Raw genomic sequence first — 22,140 nt, 5'->3', positions numbered from 1 at the left:
GTTAAATGGTACTTTAGATGTCTGTAATATTCTTGTAACCTTAATGAAGATATAATTCGCAAAATTATTACAATACGATTACAAGAGGGAAGTATGGAAATTCAGACTATAAAAAAGCTTGAAAAAGAGGCGCTTAAAAAGAGCGGAACAGATTTTACTAGATTAGGTTTCGCACTATTTTTTATGATAGGTGTTTTGACTTTTAGCTTTTTAAGCAATGGTGGAATTTCAAACAATATGTTCCTAGCAGTTGCTGCGCTAATTGGTGCATATATGGCTATGAATATTGGTGCTAATGACGTTGCCAATAACGTTGGTCCTGCCGTTGGTTCAAAAGCACTTACTCTTACCACTGCTATCATCATAGCCGCTATATTTGAAGCTGCAGGTGCTCTTATTGCGGGTGGAGAAGTTGTTAAAACCATTAAAAAAGGTATTATTGACATCTCTGCTTTTGGCGGAAATGCAGATCCTTTTATCTGGGCTATGATGGCAGCACTTCTTGCAGCCGCATTGTGGCTTAATTTTGCTACGATGATGCGTGCTCCCGTTTCAACAACTCACTCAATAGTCGGTGGTGTCATGGGTGCAGGTATTGCCGCTGCAGGGTTTAGCATAGTCTCTTGGAGCACAATGGGTAAAATTGCCGCTTCGTGGGTTATTTCTCCTGTATTAGGTGGGGTTATTGCTGCTGCTTTTCTTTTTGCGATTAAAAAATCAATTGTTTTTAAAGATGATAAAGTTGAAGCTGCCAAAAAATATGTTCCTATTTTTGTTGCAATAATGTCATGGGCATTTATTACATATCTAACACTAAAAGGTCTTAAAAAGATTTGGCCACAAGTTGTTGAGCTATTAAACATGCTACCGTTTGTAGCTATAGAAATGACTAAAAAACCAAGCCTTATGACTGCTATTACTTTTGGCCTGATTACTGCCGTAATAGTTTACTTTTTTGTTAAAAGTAAAGTAAGTTCAAACACAACAATGCTTGAAAACAATAAAGCCTCCGTAAATACTCTCTTTACTATCCCTCTTATTTTTGCTGCAGCACTTTTAAGTTTTGCTCACGGTGCAAACGATGTTGCAAATGCTATCGGACCATTAGCTGCCATCAACGATGCGGTAGTAAACGGCGGTATCTCTTCCAAAGCTTCTATTCCATTCTGGGTAATGGCAATCGGTGCTCTTGGTATAGCTCTTGGTCTTGCTCTATATGGACCGAATCTAATCAAAACTGTAGGTAGTGAAATTACAGAACTTGACCAAATAAGAGCATTCTCTATTGCCATGGCTGCTGCTATTACAGTAATTATAGCTTCTCAACTTGGTCTTCCTGTAAGTTCGACTCACATCGCTATCGGTGGTGTATTTGGTGTTGGTTTCTTAAGAGAATGGTTACACCTGAATGACATGGGCAGAACAATAGAAGATGACAAACAGACTATTATTGATGAGAAAGAGAATCTTCATGCCTATACTGAAGAACTAAAAACTTTAGAAGCAAAAGATGAAAAGACACAGGCTGATTATGAAAGAGTTGTTGAGCTCTATAAGCAGATTGCATATGAAGAAAAACAGATTAAATCAGCTAAAAAAAGTATTAAAAGATCTAAAAAAGTTGAATTTGTAAAAAGAGATGCAATCAAAAAAATTATCACGGCATGGATTGTAACTGTACCGGCCGCTGCAGTGCTTGCCGCTGTTTTGTTTTTTATGATCAAAGGTATTATGCTTTAAATATCTATCTCACTCTTTACACAATTTCTTCCACAATCTTTTGCCAGATATAGAGCCTTATCGGCTCTATTTATAACCTCTTTCATCTCTTCACCTTCAATAACCTGAGCTATTCCAAAACTTGCAGTAGCGTTACCAATAATGTCTATGTCTAATATTTCTATTGCTTGTCTTATTTTTTGAGCAATATGCATAGCATGCTCCAAATCTACTGTCGGTAATAATATCAAAAATTCTTCTCCGCCCCATCTACACACTATATCAATATTTCTAAGGTTTTTTAAAAGAGCATGTGAGACTTGAACAAGAGCTTTATCACCTACATTATGTCCAAAATCATCATTTACCTTTTTAAAGTGATCTATGTCTAAAAGTATAAGTGACATATCATTATGTCTTTGAACCATTGATGTATATGCCGATAGATAGAGTTGAGAAAATTTGTGTCTGTTGTATAGTCCTGTTAAAGAATCTGTTGATGCAATATTTTCATACTCAATATTTTTATTTTGAAGCATTAAGTTTATTTCATGTAACTCTGCTTGATACTCTTTCATCAAAGTCGACCATTTAGAATAAGTCAGAGATATCAACTCTTTTTGTGAAATAATTCCAGATAACGAACCATTATCATCCACGACTATAACTCTTTTGTAGTGTCTCTCTTTTATAAACTCTAATGCTTCTTTTATTGAAGCATTTTTATGCACTGACTCAACAGGTGTCGTCATATGTTCTTGTATCTCTACATCCAAATTGGTTTTATTTTTCATTAATCTCATAATATCTTTTGTTGTAAAAATACCGATAGGCTTTAAATCCTCTACGACTACTACATTGTCGTAAGAGTTATCAATCATATCTTTAATCAAGGTAGATATTTTTTCATCTCTTCTTACCCATTTCATTCTACGTCCAAGTTTCAAAAAGTCTTGTAGGCGGTAGTTTTCCATTAATGTATCAGGGTCTATATTTGTAGTTATATCTGTATGAGTGACAAGTCCATATAGTGAGTGGTCATCATTTACTACGCAAATATACTCTATCGAGTTGTTTAAATATTCTAAGGTTTCTAAAATGTTTTTATCTTTTTTTATTATGGGTATTTTTAAAAGTTGCAAATCACGAAGCGGTGTATTAAAATCAATTGAGTTGGCTTGAATATTTAAAATATCTATAATGCTTAAAATATAAAAGTCATTTATATCCACAATAACAATATTTCTGTGATTATTAGCAAGCATTTTTTCCATTGCCTGAGCAAAGGTGCTGTTTATATCTATTGAGACTACTGATGTGGTTGCGATTTCATATATATTTGGAAACTTCATAAAACTCCTTTATATTTCGTTCAAGACTTTTTGAATTTTTATGGCCTGCAGATGTTCCATAACATCATGTGCACGGATAATAGATGCACCGTTTTTCATAGCTTCTAGGTGCAAGGCAAGTGTTCCTGCCAATCTGTCTTGCGGCAGAGAAGGGTATATTTTATCTATCATTGACTTTCTTGAAGCACCTACTAATAATTCTTTGTTTAAAGTCAAAAAATGTTCTAAGTGCTTAATCAGTTTCAGATTATGCTCAAGTGTTTTTCCAAATCCTATACCTACATCTAAAACTATGTCTTTTACACCAAAACTCTCAGCTTTTTCAATTCTCTCTTGAAAAAACGAATATATATCACTTAAAAGATTATTGTATTTAGGTGCTGTTTGCATGGTTGATGGTGTTCCCTGCATATGCATAATTACCGCTTTTGCATCGTAACTCGCACATAGTTTACAGATTTCATCATTGCCTAATCCCGTTATATCGTTAACTATCTTAAAACCGCTCTTAAGAGCATAATCTACAACCGTAGGTTCATAGCTGTCTATGCTGAAGTTTACGTTTTCATTAAGCTTTTGTTCTTTGATAACATCCAATATCGGCTTAACTCGTTCAAGTTCTTCTTTGGCATCTACAGACTTTGCATTTGGAGCAGAAGAGACTCCGCCTATGTCTATTATGTCAGCACCATCTTCTATCATCTTCTCTATTGCAAAGATAGCATCTCTGTCTACAAACCTGCTTCCGGAAAAAAAACTATCTTCATTCGCATTTAAAACACCCATAATTTGTGTGGATTTTGGTTTTTTGGTTTTTGCTATCTGTGCTAACTTTTTTGCCAACTCTTTAAGTCCAAACGGCTGTGCAAGCTCTTTTTTACTAAGAAGATTCAACTGTTTGGTTGTAGCACACAAAATGCAGTCTACTTGAGAAGTTGCTGCGACAACCGTTCCACGAGGTACAGCCAAATCAGCTCCTATAGAAAGTGCATCTTGCTTTAAAATATTTGCAGCACCGACATGCAGGTCTCTTATGTAGATAATATGATGAGTCATTTTTGAAGCCAAGATGCCAATACCGCCGCTATCTACTCCCAGCTCTTTTAAATAATGCGAAACATCTATGTTGTTTGAGAGTTTTTCAATTTGCATCTATGAACCCCATTAAAATAAGTGCTAAAACACTTTGTGGTCTTGAGTTTAACTCCAAGAGTCTGTATGCTTTGTCAAAATTGTCTAATTGATTTTGAGACAGTATTAGCATATCTACGACCGTTGCTCTGTAGTAAAGAGCTTCGACTATAGCTTTTGCTTCATTTTTCTTTATTCTTGCATTTGTCTTTAAGAACGTAAACACGTCTGAGTAATCCAGTTTTGCAAGATTAAGTTCACACTCATGCGCAGTATGAAAAGTTTCACCTTTTAGGATTGGGAGTCTTGAGCGTACAGTCGGAAGAAGATTTGATTTTGTAGGAGAAATAATTATAAATTCTATATTTCTTGGCGGTTCTTCCAAAACTTTTAACAAAGAGTTTTGAGAGACAGCATTAAACTCCAATGCTCCAAGAATAATGTATTTTGTTTGGGATTCGCTTATATAAGCTTCCGCAACGACTGCTTTTGCGTGTTCAATAAGAAATTTTTCTTCAATAAAAGTAACAACTCTGTTTGGTTGCAATAAAGATTTTAATTTTTCTACTTCTGCTTCAATATCGCTAGATATTAAAATATGACTTTTTACTTCTTCACGAGTTAACATCCACTTCTCCAAATATTGTAGCATTGAGTGAAGCGTCAAATAGTTTATATAATTGTAAAAGTTTTATATCTATAATAGGGTCATATGACTTTAGCGTAAAACCATTATGGAACTCTTCATCAAAAATCCAAAAATAACTGGTATCTTTTCTTTTTGCTATATCAGCGCGTTTATCGTCACCTTTACCTATATACCAAAAAAAGTAGTCATCTTTGTATGAAAGAGATATCATATCTTCGACTACGTCTATCATCTCTCCGCCGCTTACATTTCTATAATGTTGATAGAGACTGTCCATACTGACAATAGGCAAAAGAGGTCTATCTAAATTCATAGAGTTTATTGAGCACAAAATATAGGTCTCTAACCATTTTCGTTTCTCATCAGTGATGAGAATGATTGTTTTACCGTTTAATATCTGCTCTAATGCCAGAGAAAGAGGATTTGTCCAGTCAAAGCGCTGCTCTTCGAGCCAACTAAGACTTGCCCCCTCTTCTCTAATAATATCCAAACTCCATTGTGCAAAATCCTGCATATACTGTTACTTATCTAACTCATACGCATCATGCAGGCTTCTGACAGCCAGCTCTGCATATTTTTCATCTATAACCATAGAGACTTTTATCTCCGATGTTGATATCATATTTATATTTATGTTATTATCAGCCATAGTAGCAAAAGCCTTTGCAGCGACACCGGTATGAGATTTCATACCTACACCGACAATGGAAACCTTACAAATTTTCTCATTATATGAATCATCTTTTATATCACCGCTTTTTACGAAATCGTCCACAACACTTTTTGCATCATACAAATCACCTTTTGCTACGGTAAAATCTATGTTTGTTGTTCCATCATGCGCTTTATTTTGAATAATCATGTCAATATTTACATCACTGGCAGCTAGTTTACCGAAGATATCAGATGCTATTCCAGGTCTGTCAATCACTCCCATTAAAGAGATGCGAGCTTGATTCTTATCTAATGCTATTCCGCTTACTAATGGTTTTTCCATGATATTTTCTTCCTTTGTTATTAATGTTCCTTCTTCATTTGAGAAACTTGTTCTGGTTACTAGATTTACATTTAATTTTTTTGCCAACTCTACAGAGCGGTTTTGGAGTACTTTTGCACCAAGAGATGCCAACTCCAGCATCTCATCATAAGATATTTGATTAAGTTTTTTTGCTTTTGGCTCAATACGAGGATCAGTTGTGTAAATACCGCTGACATCCGTGTAAATCTCACAAAGATCAGCTTTTACGGCCCCGGCAATGGCAACAGCACTCAAATCACTTCCACCACGACCGAGAGTTGTCACATTTCCTTCTAAAGAGACACCTTGAAAACCAGCTACAACAACAATTCTGCCATTTTTAAGAGCAGTGTTCATAGTTGTAGGGTCTATCTCTTCTATGCGTGCTTTTGTGTGAAGCGAATCCGTAACTATCCCTGCTTTTCTACCAGTCATAGAAACTGCTTCATATCCCATCTCATTTAAGGCAATAGATAAAAGAGATGCGGTTACCCTTTCCCCTGAACTAAGCAACATATCCATTTCAGCTCTTGCAGGAGTAGCAGAAAAGTGCTCTGCATATTCCACTAGTTTGTTAGTCTCTCCGCTCATTGCCGAAACAACTACAACTACGTCGTTACCGGCCTTTTTAGTTTCAGCCACACGATTTGCCACATTTTGAATACGCTCCAAATCACCAACGCTCGTTCCACCAAATTTTTGTACTATTAACATCTAAAGATAACCTTCATTTTTAAAATGTCCAATCACAGTCTTATAGACTACCTGTTTAAAAGAGGCGCTTAAACCTAAAGCCTCATCTACTCCAACAAATTTATAATCACTAAATTCAGGATGAGCAGTGTTTATATCTATCTTTGCACTTTTTTTTAATTTTACTAAAAAATATTTCTGCTTTTGTCCCTTGTAAGGTTTCATTTTCACAGCTATTTTAGAAGGAAAATCATATGTTATCCACTCAGGATATTCAGCCACGATTTTAACCTCATCAGTACCTATCTCTTCTTCTAGCTCACGAAAAAGTGCTTCATGCACCTCTTCACCCTCATCAATGCCACCCTGAGGAAACTGCCATACGTCAGTAAGGTCATTTCGCTGTGCTATAAAGATCTCTTTTTTCAGCGGATAATTATTTGATACAATAATCATTGCCACATTAGGACGATATAAATCTTTTTTCATTTATTTACTCTGTATTATAATAATCGCGATTATACTAAATCTGCTATTAAAACAAGATAATTTCAAAAAAAGAAAACCTGTTCTATATCAGTCCGTAACTTTCTGCTGTGTTTGGTTCGCCGTATAAATAACCTTGAATATAGTCTACTCCAAGTTCTCTGACTTTATCGTCTAACTCTTTTGTACTTACAAACTCGGCTATTGTCTTTATATTCGCATTTTTTGCAAAGTCTAAAAGTGCTTTAATCATATGCTCTACATTTTTATCAATATTGAGTTTTTCTATTAAAGAACCGTCAAGTTTTATATAATCAATATTTAATTTAATTATATTTGTGAAATTAGAATAACCTGAACCAAAATCATCTATGGAAACTTTACAGTTGTACTTTTTAAGCATCAATATAAAATCTTCAATCAACGCATAGTTTTCAATATCTTCAGATTCGACAATTTCAAATGTTATACCATCCCCACCATACTTATCCAGTCTGTTTTTTATATAATCCTGCATACTCGGAGAGTTTATGTTTTCATAGGTTATATTTATGGATATATCTGCTTTTCTTTTTGCATAGATGTTAAAGACTTTTTGCATCATCTGTCTTGTAAAAAATTCAAATGTATTATCCTGTTTTGCAGAATCGAGAAAATAATAAGGAGTTACAATTTCCCCTGTATCAGTCATGAGCCTCGCCAAGGCTTCATATTTCATCACAGAGTTATCTTTTGCATCTATGATAGGTTGAAAATATGGGATTATATTTCCGCTATGAAGTGCTTTTTTATAAACTCTCAACCTGTTTAATGTAGCTTTTTGAAGTTCAAGAGTGGTTTGGTTGTTTTTATATATCAGCATATTCTTTTTAGATATTATGGCTTCTTGAAGAACGATATCCGCTTGGTTAAATATATTTAACATTCCATAGGACACACCCGCAGTGAACTCGGATATAAAATAATTATCATCATCGGCATAATAAACATTTTCATCACTGTTTGTTAATATAGAATATTTTAACAGCGCCATATATTTTTCAAACATAGGTCTTGAAGTAACTAAAATCGCGAACTCTTGCATATTTAGACTATAGAGAGTAGCACCGTTGTCTATTATTATCTGACTTAATTGTTTTGCTTTTTGTGAGACGATATCTTCAACTGCTTCAATGCCGTACAAATCTTTTATAGAATTGATTTGATTTATATGAAGCAGTATAAGCATCGCTTCTTCTTGTAAAATGGATAAATCCTGAATCAGAGATTGTCTATTTGGCAGCTTTGTTATTACGTCTAAATTTTTCAGTGTTTCCATAGAAGATATGTCTATATCAAATACGACTCTGTTTCTGCCGCTTTGTTTTGCTTTATAGAGATTGTTATCTGCAAGATTATAAAGGTCCTCATTTGAGACAGGGTTTTTTGAACCGTCTATATTAACGGCACCAATCGATATAGTCACAAAGTCTGAGACTGCACTTTTTTCGTGTTTTATCTCCAACAACTCTATATTTGTGACTAATTCTAGGGCTATTCTTTGTACAGTGCGTTCAGATTTGTTCGAGATAAATACGGCAAATTCTTCCCCGCCGATTCTAAAAACGTCTTCTATAGAGTTATTTACATATTTTTTTATCTCAGATGCTATTGTCTTTAAGATTTTATCACCCTTTACATGACCGTAGATATCATTATACTCTTTGAAAAAATCAACATCGATTATTAAAAGTCCAAAATTTTCTTTTCTCCATGTCGCACTTTTAAACTCTCTTTTTAAAGAGTAGTCAAAATAGCGCCTGTTATGAATATTTGTCAGGGAATCGGTAATAGACAGAGCTTCCAATCTTTTAGTATTTGTTATATCTTCTACTATTGCGGTATAGCCTATCTTTTTATTTTTAATGTTATACAAAGGGCTGATAGTTGAACTTATCCAATACTCTTCACCGCTGTATTTGTTATTTTTGAGTTCACCAAACCACTCTTTGTCCGCTAAAATCGTTTCCCAAAGATTTTTTATAATCTCAGGGTTAGCGCCTTCATCTCTAAATATGCTGTGATTTTGACCGATTACTTCATCTCTCGTATAACCAGTAAAATTAAGATATGCCTGTGATATTTCAACAATTTTTCCACTTAAATCAGAAACTGTCATAAAAATATTTTCATCAATAATCTTATTTTTTTGTTTTAATAAAAATTCTTTCTTTTTGAACTCAAGTTCATATAATATTTTTTTTGATAATTTTATAAGTGAAGATATAAACTCATTTGCGTCAACAATGGGTTTTATAATAAATTTGTCAACGCCGATATTTATTGCATCCATTAGATATTCATTAGAATCATGCGCAGTGAGGAGTACAATTATTTGATTTGAATTTATATCTTTGATTTTTTTACACATCTCAACGCCATCCATATGTGGCATTTTGATGTCACTGATGACTATGTCAAAATATGTTTTTTTTGAGCTGTGATGATTTTCGTAAAACTCAAGACCCTCTTTTCCATTTTCGGCTGTTGTAATATTATTAAAATAATATTTTAAAATCTCAAGCACTGCTTCTCTAAGCTCATCGTTGTCTTCAACGTATAAAAGTTTTATATTTTTCGTGAACTTTATATCTTTGCTCATAGACCACGCTCTTAGTTGTTTTATCACAATATACAATGACTATATTATATTCTTCTTTTCTTTTAAAAAAATAAACTTTTGCTATACTTTCATCCTTAACAAGGACTATTAAGCATGCTACTCTACATCCATATCCCGTTTTGCGATTCAAAATGTTCATATTGTTCATTTAACTCTTATGTTGACAAGTTTCATCTAAAAGAAAAATATATGCAAGCCCTTTTAATTCAGCTGGATTTTGAGCTTAAAAGGTTTGAAGCGAAAAAACAGACTATAGAGTCGGTTTTTATAGGTGGAGGAACACCATCTACCGTTGCTCCTGAATTATATAAACCGATATTTGAATCAATAAGACCGTACCTAAAAAACAACATTGAAATAACAAGCGAAGCAAACCCAAACAGCGCCACAAAAGCTTGGTTGCAGGGAATGTTTGACTTGGGGGTCAACCGTATAAGTTTTGGCGTGCAGAGTTTTAACAAAGAGAAATTAAAACTTCTAAATCGTGCTCATGATGCAACAGATGCAAAAAAAGCCATCCTAGATGCAAAGGAAATAGGCTTTAAAAACATTTCACTTGATTTGATATATGCCACTTTGGGTGATACAAAAGAATTGTTAAATCATGATTTAAAAACGGCATTTAGTTTACCTATAAATCACCTAAGTGCTTATGCCTTAACCATAGAAGAGGGTACACCTTTTGAGTCAAAGCCTCATATGTCAAAAGAGACTCTAAATCTAACAAACTGGCTCTTTAAAACAGTACAAAACTCTGGATTTAAGCAGTATGAAATAAGTAACTTCGGATCATACCAAAGCACTCATAATCTGGGATACTGGGAATATAAAGATTATATTGGTCTAGGAAGCGGTGCAGTTGGAAAACTTGGGCTTAAAAGATTTTATCCAACTACAATTGTTGAAGATTACATAATCAATCCTGTAAATATCAGAGTTGAAGAGTTAAGTCTTGAAGATAAAAAAATTGAACAAATATTTTTAGGTCTTCGTTCTTGTGTAGGAGTAAAGTACGCAATTCTTAACAATGATGAACAAAAAAGAGCTGATATTTTAGTTGATGAAAAAAAACTCACACTTAAAAATGATACATTATATAACCATGAGTATCTTTTAGCTGATGAGATTACACTTTTCTTGAGCAGTTGAAGAAAATTTAATCATTCTTTAGCTAAACTCTTGGACTTAATAATAATTTTGAAGGTTAAATATGTTTGGAATGGGCTTTACAGAGATACTCATCATTGCTGTTATCGCCATTTTGTTTCTAGGTCCCGATAAACTTCCTAGTACAATGGTAGAAGTAGCTAAATTTTTTAGAAGCGTTAAAAAGACTATAGGCACAGTTAAGGATTCTTTAGAAGAAGAAATGAATGTTGCGGACATAAAGGAAGAGGCACTGGCATATAAAAAGGAACTTTTAAGTGCAGGTGATGAGCTTAAAAAGTCGACTGGTATAAATGATGTACAAGCTTCTCTAACAAACTTAAATGATGATTTCTTGGATGATTATTCAGAACCAACAGAGAAAAAAGAACCGGTTAAACCTGAAAAAGTAACTTTTGAGAAAAAAAATAAAAATAGAAAAATAGAAAAAGAAGACAGTGCAGATGTTTGATGATTTAAGACCACATTTAGTTGAACTAAGAAAAAGGCTAGGTATATCAGCCGGCAGCTTAATAGTTATGTTTTTTATTATGTTTTACTTCCATGAACCAATCTTAAACTGGATGGTAGAGCCCTTGAATGTTGCTCTTTTAGAAGTAGGTAAAAAATCAGTTCATGCAGCTGATGGTATGATAACAACTTCTCAAGTCGGAGGTGCATTTTTTGTTGCATTGAAAGTTTCATTTTTTGCAGCAATAGTAGGTGCACTACCTATAATCCTTGCTCAAATCTGGTTATTTGTTGCTCCCGGTTTATATGCTAATGAGAAAAAAATGATTATCCCTTTTATAATCGGTGGAACAACGATGTTCTTAGTCGGTGTACTTTTTGCCTACTATATCGTTACTCCTTTTGGATTTGATTTCCTTATAACCTTTGGTAGTTTCAAGTTCACTCCTCTGATAAATATAGAAGATTATGTAGGATTTTTTACAAAAATAATGTTCGGATTTGGTATAGCGTTTGAGCTGCCTATCTTTGCGTATTTTCTGGCACTCCTTGGCATGATCGATGACAGAATGATGAGAGATTTCTTTAAATATGCAATTATTATTATCTTCGTTGTAGCAGCACTCTTGACTCCGCCTGATGTACTTACTCAATTACTAATGGCCGGTCCGCTGGTAGTTCTTTATGGATTATCAATCCTAATCGTTAGACTTGTAAATCCTGCTCCCCCGTTAGAAGAGGATGAAGATGAGGACGAGGACGAAGAAGAAGTAGCACTTGCGCTAGAGAAAAAGAGTGAATAACCCAGAGTTACTTACTTCCAGCTATGATTTTATCCTTCCTGATAACCTCATAGCAACCCACCCTGCACACCCAAGAGACAGAGCAAAACTTTTAGTTTACAACCGCCAAACTGATGAAGTAACCCACTGCCACTTTTATGATTTTGAAAAATATATTCCCAAAGAGTGTGCACTTATTTTTAATGATACTAAAGTCATCAAAGCAAGGCTTTACGGGCATAAACCAAGTGGAGGAAAGATTGAGCTTTTAATCAACAGACCGCTGGATGCCAATAACATCAACGTTTATATCAGAGGTAAAGTAAAAGCACAAACGAAAATCATTTTTGATGAAGGGCTTGAAGTAGTTGTAAAAGAGTTAAAAGATGACGGAAGTAGAATTGTAAACTTTTTTCAAAAAAACGAACTACTAAGATTTGAAGAACTTCTTCCTATCATAGACAAAATAGGTCATATTCCTCTTCCTCCATACATACAAAGAGAAGATAATGCCCAAGATGCTACAGAGTACCAAAGTGTTTTTGCCAAAGAAGAAGGGGCAGTAGCAGCTCCTACTGCTTCGCTTCACTTCACTGGGGAACAACACAAAAGAATTTGTAAAAATCATGAACATGCCTTTGTAACTCTACATGTCGGAAGTGGAACGTTTAAACCTGTTGAAACGGATACTATTACCGATCATCCAATGCACTCGGAGTATTATGATATCTCAGATAAAGCAAAAAAACTGCTTGATTCAGACAAACCAATACTAAGCGTTGGAACTACATCGACAAGGACTATTGAGTTTTATGCAAGACATAAAAAAATGCAAAGGGGCGAGGCAAATCTGTTTTTACATCCAAACAACAAACCAATAAGAGTAAACTACCTGCTTACAAATTTTCACCTGCCAAAATCAACTCTTTTGATGCTGGTAGCTTCTTTTGTCGGTCTGGAAAAAACTCAAGAACTTTATGCAGAGGCTATAAAAAACAACTATAGGTTTTACTCATACGGAGATGCGATGCTAATCCTATAGATTAGAGAACACTTTTCCGTTTTCTATAGTTATCTCTCCGCTTAGTTCTGCTTCAAATACTCTACCTGGATATTTCTTTAGAGCCTCATCATACGTTGGATTACTTTTACAAAAGTCTATAAAATCATCAACTGTTTTGGGCACTTCTACCAGGGTTTTTGAAAACTTTTTAACAAACTCATCTATATCATATATAGCTTTTGCTTTGCCCGATTTTAAAAGCTCATTTGTCGCTGTGCTCTCCCCTATTCTATGAGCGAAAACATATATCTCTTTATTCATCTTTAGAGCAAATTCTATACTTCTCATGCTTCCGCTCTCTAACTCTGCTTCTGCGACCACTAAAACTTCTCCAAGTGCTACTACAAGTTCATTTCTTACAACAAAACTCCATGGAGTTGCTATAAAATCAGAACTAAACTGACTGAGTAAAAGTCCTTTTTTCTCTATATCACTCAGTAGATTTTTATTAATAGCCGGATATTTAACGTTTATACCGCAGGGTAGTACAGATATAGTGTTTGATTCTCCTGCCCCTTTATGAGCAATGGCATCTATTCCCATCGCTCCTCCACTGACAACACAAACAGCATTTTTTGAGAGTTGTGAAGAGAGTTGATGCGTAAGTGAGCGGGAGTATTTTGACGGTTTTCTGCTTCCAACAATGGATATTTTAGTTTTTTGCAGTAGCTCAAGGTTGCCACTATAAAAAAGTTCTTTAGGATAGTTTTTCATCAGTTGTAATTCACTGATATTTTCCTGAACCAAATTCATCAATAGAGCCTGTTTATATAGACCAGTTCAACATCTTTAAATAGTTTTTTTGATTCATGAAGAGCCATAAGAGTATTCGCGTGTGGATGTCCTATAGCTATAGCTGTTCCATGCAACTTTGCTATTTTGACAGCTCTTTTTATCTGAGCTTTTATCGACCCTTTATCCATTGCATGATCTAAAAACACATCTCTTGCAACATAGTTTAAACCAAAATTTTTCATAACCTTTGGTGCTTTGGTATCTACGGTTGTTCTACTGTCTATAAAGTTAATATTTTGCGCTTTAAGTGCGTATATAAGCCTATTCATTGAAAGTTCATCTGCAGTAAACTTACTACCGGTATGATTATTTATATAAGAAACTCTGGGAAAATCTTTCTTAATTTCTTGAATTCTAGAGGCTATTTTATCATCTGAATCACTGATTCTCAAGGTCATAGGTTCTTCTGCACTAAAATTTTGTGCCTCCATTGGCAGGTGAACCATATAGAACTTTTCTTTAGCTGCAAGTCTTGCAGAATTTGGACGAAATTTACTAGGAGGTAAAAAAGACATTGTCAAAGGAATACCCAAACTTTTAATGGCATTTATATGTGATCTGACACTCACATCATCAATAATAATTGCCAACATGGGCTTTGAAACAATTTTTTTAAAATCCCTTCTTGGCGGTGCCGGCGGCTCGGGAAGAGTTGCATCTCCATACTCGTGTGCTGCTGCACCTGCATTTATCTTACTCTCTTTTTTAAGGACGTCTTTTAATCTTGTATTTACGCTTGTTTTAGCTTTTTTAGCACTCGCATCTTCAAGCTTTTGAAGCATTGTAAGTCTTTTTTTCTTATCAGCTTTAACTTTTTTAGATATATCATTTTTTGCAGCTTCATAGCCGATATAATAGCCTCCAACCAAAGAGCCTAAACTGATTGCTATTACTGCAAGACCCCATGCTATATATGTTAAAAAATTACTACTTGATTTTTTTCTTTTTCTTTTTGCCATTTATACAGTTCTTTCAAAAATTTTTATAACTATATCAAAAAAAGTAAAAAAAAGGCATTCATATTGCAAATAGACATACTTCTAATACACAGAGTTCTTTTTAAGCATACTTTATGTATAATCCCGCGTTCCTTTCTCTTTGTATCACTAGAAATTGGCGATATGTACACATCCGAAAGGGAAACAATGCCTACACGGCAAATACCAAAAGGAGATTATACTCTATGAGAAACTACGAAAACTTAGTTATCGTTAAACCAACATTTACAGCCGAAGAAATTCAAAGTAGCATCAATGCTATTGAAGAAACAATTACTTCTAACGGTGGCGAAATCGCTACTACAGACTCTATGGGAATGAGAAAACTAGCATACCCAATCAACAAAAACGAACGTGGTTACTACCATGTTATCTATTACTCTATTGCTCCATCTGCAATTAGTGAGATTGAAAGACGTTTCCGTATCAATGAAGACCTTCTTCGTTTTGTAACAATCAAATATGATACAAACCGTGAAGTAGCTGCATGGAATCAATTAGTTGAAAAAGCTCAGAAAAAAGCAGCAGCACCAGCTAAAGAAGAAGCTCCTGTAGCTGAAACACCGGCAGTTGAAGAAGCTCCAGTTACTGAAGCACCAGCAGCAGAGGAAGCGGCAGCTGAATAATCAGCAAAGCCTAATAAATTAAGGAAAGCTCATGTTTAACAAAGTCATATTAGTTGGAAACTTAACTAGAGATATCGAACTTAGATACACTCAAGGTGGGATGGCGATTGCTAAAACTGCTATTGCTACTAGCCGTAAATTCACTGTTAACGGTGAGAAAAAAGAAGAAGTATGTTTTGTAGATATTACTTTCTTTGCTAGAAGTGCAGAAGTTGCTAACCAATACCTTCGTAAAGGGAGTAAAATCCTAGTTGAGGGAAGACTTACTTTTGAACAATGGGCAGATCAAAACGGACAAAAACGCTCAAAACACTCTGTAACAGTTGAAACTATGCAGATGCTAGACTCTAAGGGCGACAACCAAAGCGGCGGTTATCAAGCTCCTGCACAAAATAACGGTGCACAAAGCTACAACCAACCTCAAGGTCAGTCAACTCAAAGTTATCAACAGCCAAGCTATGGTAATAACGAGCCTCAGCAGCAACAACAAGCACAAAGTTATCAGCAACAGGCTTCTACTCAAAGTCGTCAGATGCCAAGTAGCGATTCTGTTCCTGTGATCGACATCGATGAAGATGAAATTCCATTTTAATTTATACCAAATATAATCTGTAAATAACTCTTCAAATAAACTACTTTAAAGTCCTTATATATGGTCTTTAAAGCCTGTATACATAAATTCTCCAACTTCTTCCAAACTATGTTATAATGTGTAACATAAAAAATGGAAACAAATATGACTAGATATAACATCCAAAAAGTTCTTTTTTCAAATGGTGAAAGATTTCCAATGTTAGTGGAATCTAAAACTAATATTCCTCATTATTGGATTACAATTTATTCAATGACTCAATTAAGATCAAGAGGGTTAGCGGTAAATACCATTGAACAAACACTGAGACATTTAATGTTATTAATGTTCTTTTTGAAGAACAACTACAATGAAGAAGTCAACCTTGATAGCCGTTTAGCAGTAGGAAAGATTTTAGAGCTACATGAAATAGAAACTCTATGTGATATTTGTAAACTTCACTACAAAGATATTTTTAAAGAGAACAATCTAGGTTTATCAGAAAGCAATCTAAACTTAAGATCTTTAGAAAAATTCAGGGCTGCTAATAGTTCTGATACTATTCTCACTACTGATTCGAAAACTACTTCACATCGTATAAGAGCGATACGCGACTATATTATTTGGCTTTCTAAAAACTTTCTATCCAGAAATCCTGACCTTGGATTAAATACCCTTTCACTTAATGATGCTATTAAATTAGTTGAATCTGCCTTTACATCTAGAATTCCAAAGACTACTGGTATCTCTCCAATCAATGCTAAAAAAGGTTTAAGTACAAATGAGTTAAATATACTATTCTCCTTAGTAGATAGTAATTCAGTTACTAATCCATGGATAAGTAACTTTACTAAAATCAGAAATGAACTAATTATCCTATGGTTGTATGAGTTTGGTTTAAGAAGAGGTGAACTCTTAAATCTTAAAATATCTGATATAGACTTTCAATCAGAAACTTTTTTAGTTTTACGAAGACCAGATGATGAAAATGACCCAAGAAGCAACCAACCACTTGTAAAAACTAAAGAAAGAAAACTAGCAATCCCTACAAATACACTCAACCTAACTAGGGAATACATAATCGGAGTTCGTGGGCTTCTACCAGAAGCACAATATCATGAATATTTATTTGTTGCAGATAAGAGTGGTGCTCCAATGAGCCTTAGCGCTCTTAATAAAATGTTTATTAAATTAAAAGATTCAAATGACAACTTACCAAATAATTTTTCACCACACACACTTAGACACTCCTGGAATGATAACTTTTCCGCTATTATGGACAAAAAAAATATTCCTGAAGATAAAGAAAAGAAAATACGTTCATATGCAATGGGCTGGTCTGATACATCAAACGCTGCATCTTCATATACTAGAAGACATAGGGAAGAAGAAGCTAATAAAGTTATACTAGAAATGGCAGGTAAAACAAATTAGGAGAATAATAATGGAAACTATACCTTTACATGAGAATATCCATCAACCTATAAATCAACTTCCAGATAAAGTTAAAACTTCAGTAGGTATTTTATTTAACCCAAATGCTAATATATGGAAATTAAATGATATATCTAAAAATCATTCTTTTAATTTTACTAAACTTCATCTTGAAGAAAATCTATTATACGGCTTGAAACGTACATTTATATGGTATTTAGAGAATCGTTCAATTTCGCATGCAGCAAATATGTTTAATTTATTTGAAAAACTCCTAAATTATATATATAGATTAGATAAAAAAAATATTTCTAAAATTAAACTAATAGATATAAAAAACTTTGAAAATTCTTTAGATAATTTACATATATGGCACCTTTCTTCTTTATCGAATTTTTTAAAAAAATGGTATGAAATGGGCTATATAGGATTCTCTGAGAAGGCTTATGACTATTTAAATGAAAAAAAATTAAAAGGCAATAAGAAAGGTACTGCAGTATTAACAATGTGTCCATATAAAGGTCCTTTTACAGATTTAGAATATAAATCTATAGAAGACTCTTTAAATAATAAATACGCAAATAATGAAATTCTAGAGGAAGAATACTTACTAATAAAGTTAGTTATGATTTATGGCTCACGTCCTATCCAAATCGCGCAACTTAAAGTATGTGATATATTAAAATTAACAAAAGAAGATGCCTCTCATGAATATATGATTCGTATGCCTAGAGCAAAAAATAGAAAGCAAATTCGTTCAGAATTTAAAGTTCGTTCAATACCCCCACAATTAGGAGAAATCCTATTGGAGTATACAAACAAATTAAAGAACCACTTTCACGACATATTAAAAGATACGGAACAAACACCACTTTTTCCATCTCAATCAAACAAACTTTCCGGAGTACTAACTTATCACAAAAATTCTCCTGATATTAGAAGTAAAATTAAAAGTATAATTTCAAAATTTGATTTAATCTCAGAACGCACAAATAAAAAATTAAATATATTTCCTACTCGCTTTAGACGTACTATTGGAACAAGAGCGGCTTCAGAAGGGCACGGTGAATTAATTATAGCTGAACTACTTGATCACACTGATACTCAAAACGTAGGCGTATACGTTCAATCTAGACCAGAAATGATGGAAAGAATAGATAAGGCTATAGCTCTATATTTTGCTCCAATAGCTCAAGCATTTGCAGGAAAACTAGTTAAAGACAAATCAACTGCAAAACGTTCTCATGATCCATCTGCCGATATTATAGATCCAAAAGTTGACAGCTCATGCAAGGCTATGGGTAAATGTGGTACATATAGTTTCTGTGGCCTTCTATCTCCAATAGCATGCTATACATGTAATAGCTTCCAAGCATGGTCAGATGGACCACATGAAAAGGTTCTAGAGAGCTTACTTCAAGAACGTAAAAAACTGCTAAAAACCACTGATTATAGAATTGCAAGTATCAACGATAGAACTATACTCGCAGTAGCTCAAGTTGTTATTGAATGTAAAAAATACACTAATACAAATCAACAGGAGTTAATTACATGAGCTTAATAAAGTCCACCCATGCTCAAGTTAACCTCGATAGTTTTATTGAATCCAGCAAATCTGAATCAATCTTCTTAAATTCAGATATTAAATTTAATGATAATACCTGGGACCTAGAGATTGAAAAAAAAGCTTCTAAAACTATTACACGTGCTATATTCTCAACATTTGACTATGCAAAAATATCTCAGGTAAAAATGACTGAAGATGAGACAAAAGAAGGTGGCAGAGAAATCGTATTTATGCAAAATCCGTATTTAGATTTTGCTAAGGCCTATTTTGTTAATAGATTTTCAAATAATCCTACAAAGTCCATTACTAATATAATAGTTGCACTAAGAGTTATAGAAAAAGCATTACATGAGATGGGTAATAATATTAACCCAATAAATATAGATAATGATATTTTAAATAAAGCAGTAGAAATAACAAAAGAAAATTATGCGCAATCTACTGGCTATGGAATTGGACAAAAATTAGAAGAGATAGCTAATTTTTTAACTAAAAAAAATTTAGTAAATATTTCAATTGATTGGCTCAACTCAATAAAAAGACCTAATGACAAATCTGGAGTTGGTAAAGAGGCTGATAAAAATAGAAATGAAAGAATGCCTTCTCAAGCAGCTTTAGATGCAATACCAGAAATTTTCAATATAGCAAAAACTCCTTATGAAATTATATCAAGTTCAATAATCGCTTTACTTTTTTGCGCACCAAATCGGATTAATGAAGTATTTTTAGCACCTTTTGATATAGAAGTATTTGAAAAAATTAAGAATAAAGATTTTGATGATTCTACAGATACAAATAGCAATGAGTATAAAGAAGCTTATGGACTAAGATGGTTTCCAGCAAAAGGTGCTGAACCAACAATTAAGTGGGTCATCCCATCCATGGCAGATACAGCTAAAGAAGTGATTCGTAAACTTAAAAAATTAACAGCATCTGCTAGAGAAGTTGCTTTATGGTATGAAAATAATCCCAGTAAACTTTTTCTTCTACAAGATTTAGAATATCTTAGAAATACTCATTTGTTAAATATAAAAGAGATATCTTTTATATTGTATGGTGTAGATAATACAAATAAAAGCTTAGATAAAAAAAGATCCTCCATACATGTTTGGCTAAAAAAACATTCTATATTAACAACGAAGCTTAAAGGTAAAATATATGCTACTTACAAAGATGTAGAAAAATCAATTTTAAGCCTTTTACCAAAAGAATTTCCTTATGTTAACACTGAAATAGGATTAAAATATTCTGAAACATTAATCATACAAAGAAAATATGAATATAATGACCAGAGGGATGTCATAATACCAACGATACAGTCTTTTACTCATGCCTTTATTGCCGATGCACTAGGTGCAAGAGAAGCAAAATCTTCACTTTTCACAATATTTGACTACAAAGAGAAAAATGGTAGTTTAGTACAAGCCACATCCCATCAATTTAGACACTTCTTAAACACTTTGGCTCAAAAAGGTGGAGCAAGTCAATTAGATATTGCCAAATGGTCGGGGAGAGCTGATATACAACAAAATAAAGACTATGACCATCTAAGTCCTGATGATATGTTATTAATGATAAGAGACTCAATAGGCGATGAAGATAAGATGATCGGACCACTAGCTAAAATCAATGATGTTAAAGCAAAGGTTATTATATCTCGAGATGAATTTGCTCAACTAAAAGTACCTACTGCTCATCTTACAGAGTTCGGTATATGTATACATGACTATACGATGTCACCATGTCAACTTCATAGAGACTGCATGAATTGTACAGAGCAAGTATGCATGAAAGGTGATACAGAAAGAACTGATAACATTAAAAAAATAAAAATAAAAATAGGAGAGCTTTTACAAAGAGCTATTAAAGCACAAAGCGATAGTAAAGCAGGTGCGAATAGATGGGTAGAACATCATGACCTTGCTTTTCAAAGGTTTAGTCAACTATGTGACTTACTGGATGACCCATCTGTACCTGAGGGCTCTTTTATTCAGCTCTCTAATATTCCAGTTGTATCACCAATTTCACAAGCCAAACTTAGAAGGGAATCTAATACTGATTCTAGCGAATTTAATTATTTGAAAGAACTACTACTTGAAAAGGAAGATGAAAATGAGTAATAACACTCAACATAAAAGAGCAGACAACCTAAGCGATGACATGATTGAAAAAATTGTTGAAATTCTTGATGGGTGGTCCGAAAAATTAACCTGGAATTTATTGATAGAAGAAATTGAAATTAGGTTAAATAATGAGTATACACGACAAGCACTTGCTAAACACAACAGAATTAAATCTGCGTATAATTTAACAAAAGAAAGGGTATCCGGGGATAGAAAAGATTTTAAACCTATATCAATAGAAACTTCTATAATGATACAAACCCTAAAGCGAACAGAAGCAGAAAATCAAAGGTTATATAAAGAGAATCAAGACCTCTTAGAACAATTTGCTAGATGGGCGTATAATGCTTATTCCAAAGGCATTACAATCGATACCTTGAATAAACCATTACCAAATGTAGATAGAGGTAAAACAAAAATTTAACATCAATAGTGGAGCTAAATAGAAGGAAGTGTTCAAAACTTTGTGTCAGACCGATAGAATATTAAATTCTAAAGGATTGACTTATGAAACAACAGTTCAATATGGACGAGGCACTTGAACTCGTCAAACAAGGTGCCAGAATTGATGGCAAAGATGGAGTACTTGCTCCACTGATTAAACAACTTACTGAAGCAGTTCTCGAAGCTGAAATTGAATCTCATTTATCTACAGAGATTAATAATCGTAAAAATGGCAAATCTTCAAAGACTATGAAAAGTAGTGTTGGTACTGTCAAGCGCGGAATTAAATTAGGCAGATTTTCGTAGGATTTTTTACGAATAGTAACCTTAAGCGACAATGGTTTAACTTACTCCTTTTGTTGATTTTTTGGTCTGAAACTTATACAGGTCTGAATCTACCATTCCTTCTT

General features: G+C 33.7%; 20 protein-coding genes and 1 pseudogene. 12 read left to right on the top strand and 9 right to left on the bottom strand.

The window, feature by feature from the left end; all coding sequences use genetic code 11:
- Positions 1–93 precede the first annotated feature (93 nt).
- The gene (locus tag ABYK18_RS10375; RefSeq protein WP_373036602.1) at positions 94–1,740 is read left to right on the top strand and encodes an inorganic phosphate transporter; all 1,647 of its coding nucleotides are present in this window, start codon (positions 94–96) and stop codon (positions 1,738–1,740) included.
- Here the strand turns inward: ABYK18_RS10375 and ABYK18_RS10370 are convergent.
- The 7 genes from ABYK18_RS10370 to ABYK18_RS10340 all read right to left on the bottom strand — a co-directional run bounded on the left by ABYK18_RS10370 (position 1,737) and on the right by ABYK18_RS10340 (position 9,689).
- Entirely contained in the window at positions 1,737–3,071 is a 1,335-nt protein-coding gene (locus ABYK18_RS10370) for a diguanylate cyclase (RefSeq protein WP_373036601.1), read from the bottom strand. The genes ABYK18_RS10375 and ABYK18_RS10370 overlap by 4 nt on opposite strands.
- 9 nt (positions 3,072–3,080) lie before the next feature.
- On the bottom strand, positions 3,081–4,223 hold the full coding sequence (folP, locus tag ABYK18_RS10365) for a dihydropteroate synthase (RefSeq protein WP_373036600.1): 1,143 nt from the start codon (positions 4,221–4,223) through the stop codon (positions 3,081–3,083).
- Complete coding sequence (locus ABYK18_RS10360; RefSeq protein ID WP_373036599.1) at positions 4,213–4,830, bottom strand: DNA polymerase III subunit delta'; 618 nt, start codon at positions 4,828–4,830, stop codon at positions 4,213–4,215. Before ABYK18_RS10360 ends, folP begins: the two co-directional genes overlap by 11 nt.
- Complete coding sequence (locus tag ABYK18_RS10355; RefSeq protein WP_373036598.1) at positions 4,817–5,365, bottom strand: HobA family DNA replication regulator; 549 nt, start codon at positions 5,363–5,365, stop codon at positions 4,817–4,819. Before ABYK18_RS10355 ends, ABYK18_RS10360 begins: the two co-directional genes overlap by 14 nt.
- 6 nt (positions 5,366–5,371) lie before the next feature.
- A complete protein-coding gene (locus tag ABYK18_RS10350) occupies positions 5,372–6,583 on the bottom strand; it encodes an aspartate kinase (RefSeq protein WP_373036597.1) in 1,212 nt (403 codons plus the stop codon).
- On the bottom strand, positions 6,584–7,051 hold the full coding sequence (locus ABYK18_RS10345) for an RNA pyrophosphohydrolase (protein ID WP_373036596.1): 468 nt from the start codon (positions 7,049–7,051) through the stop codon (positions 6,584–6,586). It abuts the gene before it with no gap.
- A gap of 82 nt (positions 7,052–7,133) precedes the next feature.
- The gene (locus tag ABYK18_RS10340) at positions 7,134–9,689 is read right to left on the bottom strand and encodes an EAL domain-containing protein (protein ID WP_373036595.1); all 2,556 of its coding nucleotides are present in this window, start codon (positions 9,687–9,689) and stop codon (positions 7,134–7,136) included.
- Positions 9,690–9,803: 114 nt separating this feature from the next.
- On the opposite strand from ABYK18_RS10340, the gene hemW reads away from it, so the two are divergent.
- The 4 genes from hemW to queA all read left to right on the top strand — a co-directional run bounded on the left by hemW (position 9,804) and on the right by queA (position 13,151).
- Entirely contained in the window at positions 9,804–10,859 is a 1,056-nt protein-coding gene (gene hemW, locus ABYK18_RS10335) for a radical SAM family heme chaperone HemW (protein WP_373036594.1), read from the top strand.
- A 61-nt stretch (positions 10,860–10,920) separates the two neighbouring features.
- Positions 10,921–11,328, top strand: coding sequence for a Sec-independent protein translocase protein TatB (gene tatB / locus ABYK18_RS10330; protein WP_373036593.1), 408 nt, complete (start codon positions 10,921–10,923; stop codon positions 11,326–11,328).
- Positions 11,321–12,130: a twin-arginine translocase subunit TatC gene (gene tatC, locus ABYK18_RS10325; RefSeq protein ID WP_373036592.1), complete on the top strand. Its 810-nt coding sequence runs from the start codon at positions 11,321–11,323 to the stop codon at positions 12,128–12,130. Before tatB ends, tatC begins: the two co-directional genes overlap by 8 nt.
- The gene (queA, locus tag ABYK18_RS10320) at positions 12,123–13,151 is read left to right on the top strand and encodes a tRNA preQ1(34) S-adenosylmethionine ribosyltransferase-isomerase QueA (protein WP_373036590.1); all 1,029 of its coding nucleotides are present in this window, start codon (positions 12,123–12,125) and stop codon (positions 13,149–13,151) included. Before tatC ends, queA begins: the two co-directional genes overlap by 8 nt.
- On the opposite strand, the gene ABYK18_RS10315 is transcribed toward queA, so the two are convergent.
- Positions 13,146–13,925 carry a DNA-processing protein DprA gene (locus ABYK18_RS10315; protein ID WP_373036589.1) on the bottom strand — a complete coding sequence of 260 codons (780 nt, stop codon included), beginning with the start codon at positions 13,923–13,925 and terminating at the stop codon, positions 13,146–13,148. The genes queA and ABYK18_RS10315 overlap by 6 nt on opposite strands.
- Complete coding sequence (locus ABYK18_RS10310; RefSeq protein ID WP_373036588.1) at positions 13,925–14,926, bottom strand: divergent polysaccharide deacetylase family protein; 1,002 nt, start codon at positions 14,924–14,926, stop codon at positions 13,925–13,927. The genes ABYK18_RS10315 and ABYK18_RS10310 overlap by 1 nt, the downstream gene beginning before the upstream one ends.
- A gap of 224 nt (positions 14,927–15,150) precedes the next feature.
- On the opposite strand from ABYK18_RS10310, the gene rpsF reads away from it, so the two are divergent.
- From rpsF to ABYK18_RS10275, 7 genes and pseudogenes are all read left to right on the top strand, one after another.
- The gene (rpsF, locus tag ABYK18_RS10305; RefSeq protein ID WP_373036587.1) at positions 15,151–15,591 is read left to right on the top strand and encodes a 30S ribosomal protein S6; all 441 of its coding nucleotides are present in this window, start codon (positions 15,151–15,153) and stop codon (positions 15,589–15,591) included.
- A 31-nt stretch (positions 15,592–15,622) separates the two neighbouring features.
- Complete coding sequence (locus tag ABYK18_RS10300; protein ID WP_373036586.1) at positions 15,623–16,183, top strand: single-stranded DNA-binding protein; 561 nt, start codon at positions 15,623–15,625, stop codon at positions 16,181–16,183.
- Positions 16,184–16,327: 144 nt separating this feature from the next.
- Positions 16,328–17,596: a tyrosine-type recombinase/integrase gene (locus ABYK18_RS10295; RefSeq protein ID WP_373036585.1), complete on the top strand. Its 1,269-nt coding sequence runs from the start codon at positions 16,328–16,330 to the stop codon at positions 17,594–17,596.
- Positions 17,597–17,606: 10 nt separating this feature from the next.
- Positions 17,607–19,151 (top strand): site-specific integrase, encoded by a 1,545-nt coding sequence (locus tag ABYK18_RS10290; RefSeq protein ID WP_373036584.1) that lies wholly within the window; start codon positions 17,607–17,609, stop codon positions 19,149–19,151.
- Positions 19,148–21,283 (top strand): hypothetical protein, encoded by a 2,136-nt coding sequence (locus ABYK18_RS10285; protein WP_373036582.1) that lies wholly within the window; start codon positions 19,148–19,150, stop codon positions 21,281–21,283. The genes ABYK18_RS10290 and ABYK18_RS10285 overlap by 4 nt, the downstream gene beginning before the upstream one ends.
- Entirely contained in the window at positions 21,276–21,710 is a 435-nt protein-coding gene (locus ABYK18_RS10280; protein ID WP_373036581.1) for a hypothetical protein, read from the top strand. Before ABYK18_RS10285 ends, ABYK18_RS10280 begins: the two co-directional genes overlap by 8 nt.
- An 83-nt stretch (positions 21,711–21,793) precedes the next feature.
- Positions 21,794–21,997, top strand: a pseudogene (locus tag ABYK18_RS10275) (IS256 family transposase); the annotation flags it as partial.
- Positions 21,998–22,140: the final 143 nt, after the last annotated feature.

The sequence above is a fragment of the Sulfurimonas sp. genome (assembly GCF_041563495.1).
In the GTDB taxonomy this organism is placed as follows: Bacteria; Campylobacterota; Campylobacteria; order Campylobacterales; family Sulfurimonadaceae; genus Sulfurimonas.
Note: the sequence above shows the minus strand (reverse complement) of the source record. Positions and strands in the feature narration are given on the sequence as shown.

Coding starts and splice junctions, on each gene's coding strand:
- folP (WP_373036600.1), bottom strand. CDS start 4,223: ATGCAAATTGAAAAACTCTCAAACAACATAGATGTTTCGCATTATTTA.
- tatB (WP_373036593.1), top strand. CDS start 10,921: ATGTTTGGAATGGGCTTTACAGAGATACTCATCATTGCTGTTATCGCC.
- ABYK18_RS10370 (WP_373036601.1), bottom strand. CDS start 3,071: ATGAAGTTTCCAAATATATATGAAATCGCAACCACATCAGTAGTCTCA.
- ABYK18_RS10355 (WP_373036598.1), bottom strand. CDS start 5,365: ATGCAGGATTTTGCACAATGGAGTTTGGATATTATTAGAGAAGAGGGG.
- ABYK18_RS10300 (WP_373036586.1), top strand. CDS start 15,623: ATGTTTAACAAAGTCATATTAGTTGGAAACTTAACTAGAGATATCGAA.
- ABYK18_RS10345 (WP_373036596.1), bottom strand. CDS start 7,051: ATGAAAAAAGATTTATATCGTCCTAATGTGGCAATGATTATTGTATCA.
- ABYK18_RS10285 (WP_373036582.1), top strand. CDS start 19,148: ATGAGCTTAATAAAGTCCACCCATGCTCAAGTTAACCTCGATAGTTTT.
- ABYK18_RS10340 (WP_373036595.1), bottom strand. CDS start 9,689: ATGAGCAAAGATATAAAGTTCACGAAAAATATAAAACTTTTATACGTT.
- ABYK18_RS10375 (WP_373036602.1), top strand. CDS start 94: ATGGAAATTCAGACTATAAAAAAGCTTGAAAAAGAGGCGCTTAAAAAG.
- ABYK18_RS10310 (WP_373036588.1), bottom strand. CDS start 14,926: ATGGCAAAAAGAAAAAGAAAAAAATCAAGTAGTAATTTTTTAACATAT.
- rpsF (WP_373036587.1), top strand. CDS start 15,151: ATGAGAAACTACGAAAACTTAGTTATCGTTAAACCAACATTTACAGCC.
- ABYK18_RS10350 (WP_373036597.1), bottom strand. CDS start 6,583: ATGTTAATAGTACAAAAATTTGGTGGAACGAGCGTTGGTGATTTGGAG.
- hemW (WP_373036594.1), top strand. CDS start 9,804: ATGCTACTCTACATCCATATCCCGTTTTGCGATTCAAAATGTTCATAT.
- ABYK18_RS10295 (WP_373036585.1), top strand. CDS start 16,328: ATGACTAGATATAACATCCAAAAAGTTCTTTTTTCAAATGGTGAAAGA.
- ABYK18_RS10280 (WP_373036581.1), top strand. CDS start 21,276: ATGAGTAATAACACTCAACATAAAAGAGCAGACAACCTAAGCGATGAC.
- ABYK18_RS10290 (WP_373036584.1), top strand. CDS start 17,607: ATGGAAACTATACCTTTACATGAGAATATCCATCAACCTATAAATCAA.
- ABYK18_RS10315 (WP_373036589.1), bottom strand. CDS start 13,925: ATGAATTTGGTTCAGGAAAATATCAGTGAATTACAACTGATGAAAAAC.
- tatC (WP_373036592.1), top strand. CDS start 11,321: ATGTTTGATGATTTAAGACCACATTTAGTTGAACTAAGAAAAAGGCTA.
- ABYK18_RS10360 (WP_373036599.1), bottom strand. CDS start 4,830: ATGTTAACTCGTGAAGAAGTAAAAAGTCATATTTTAATATCTAGCGAT.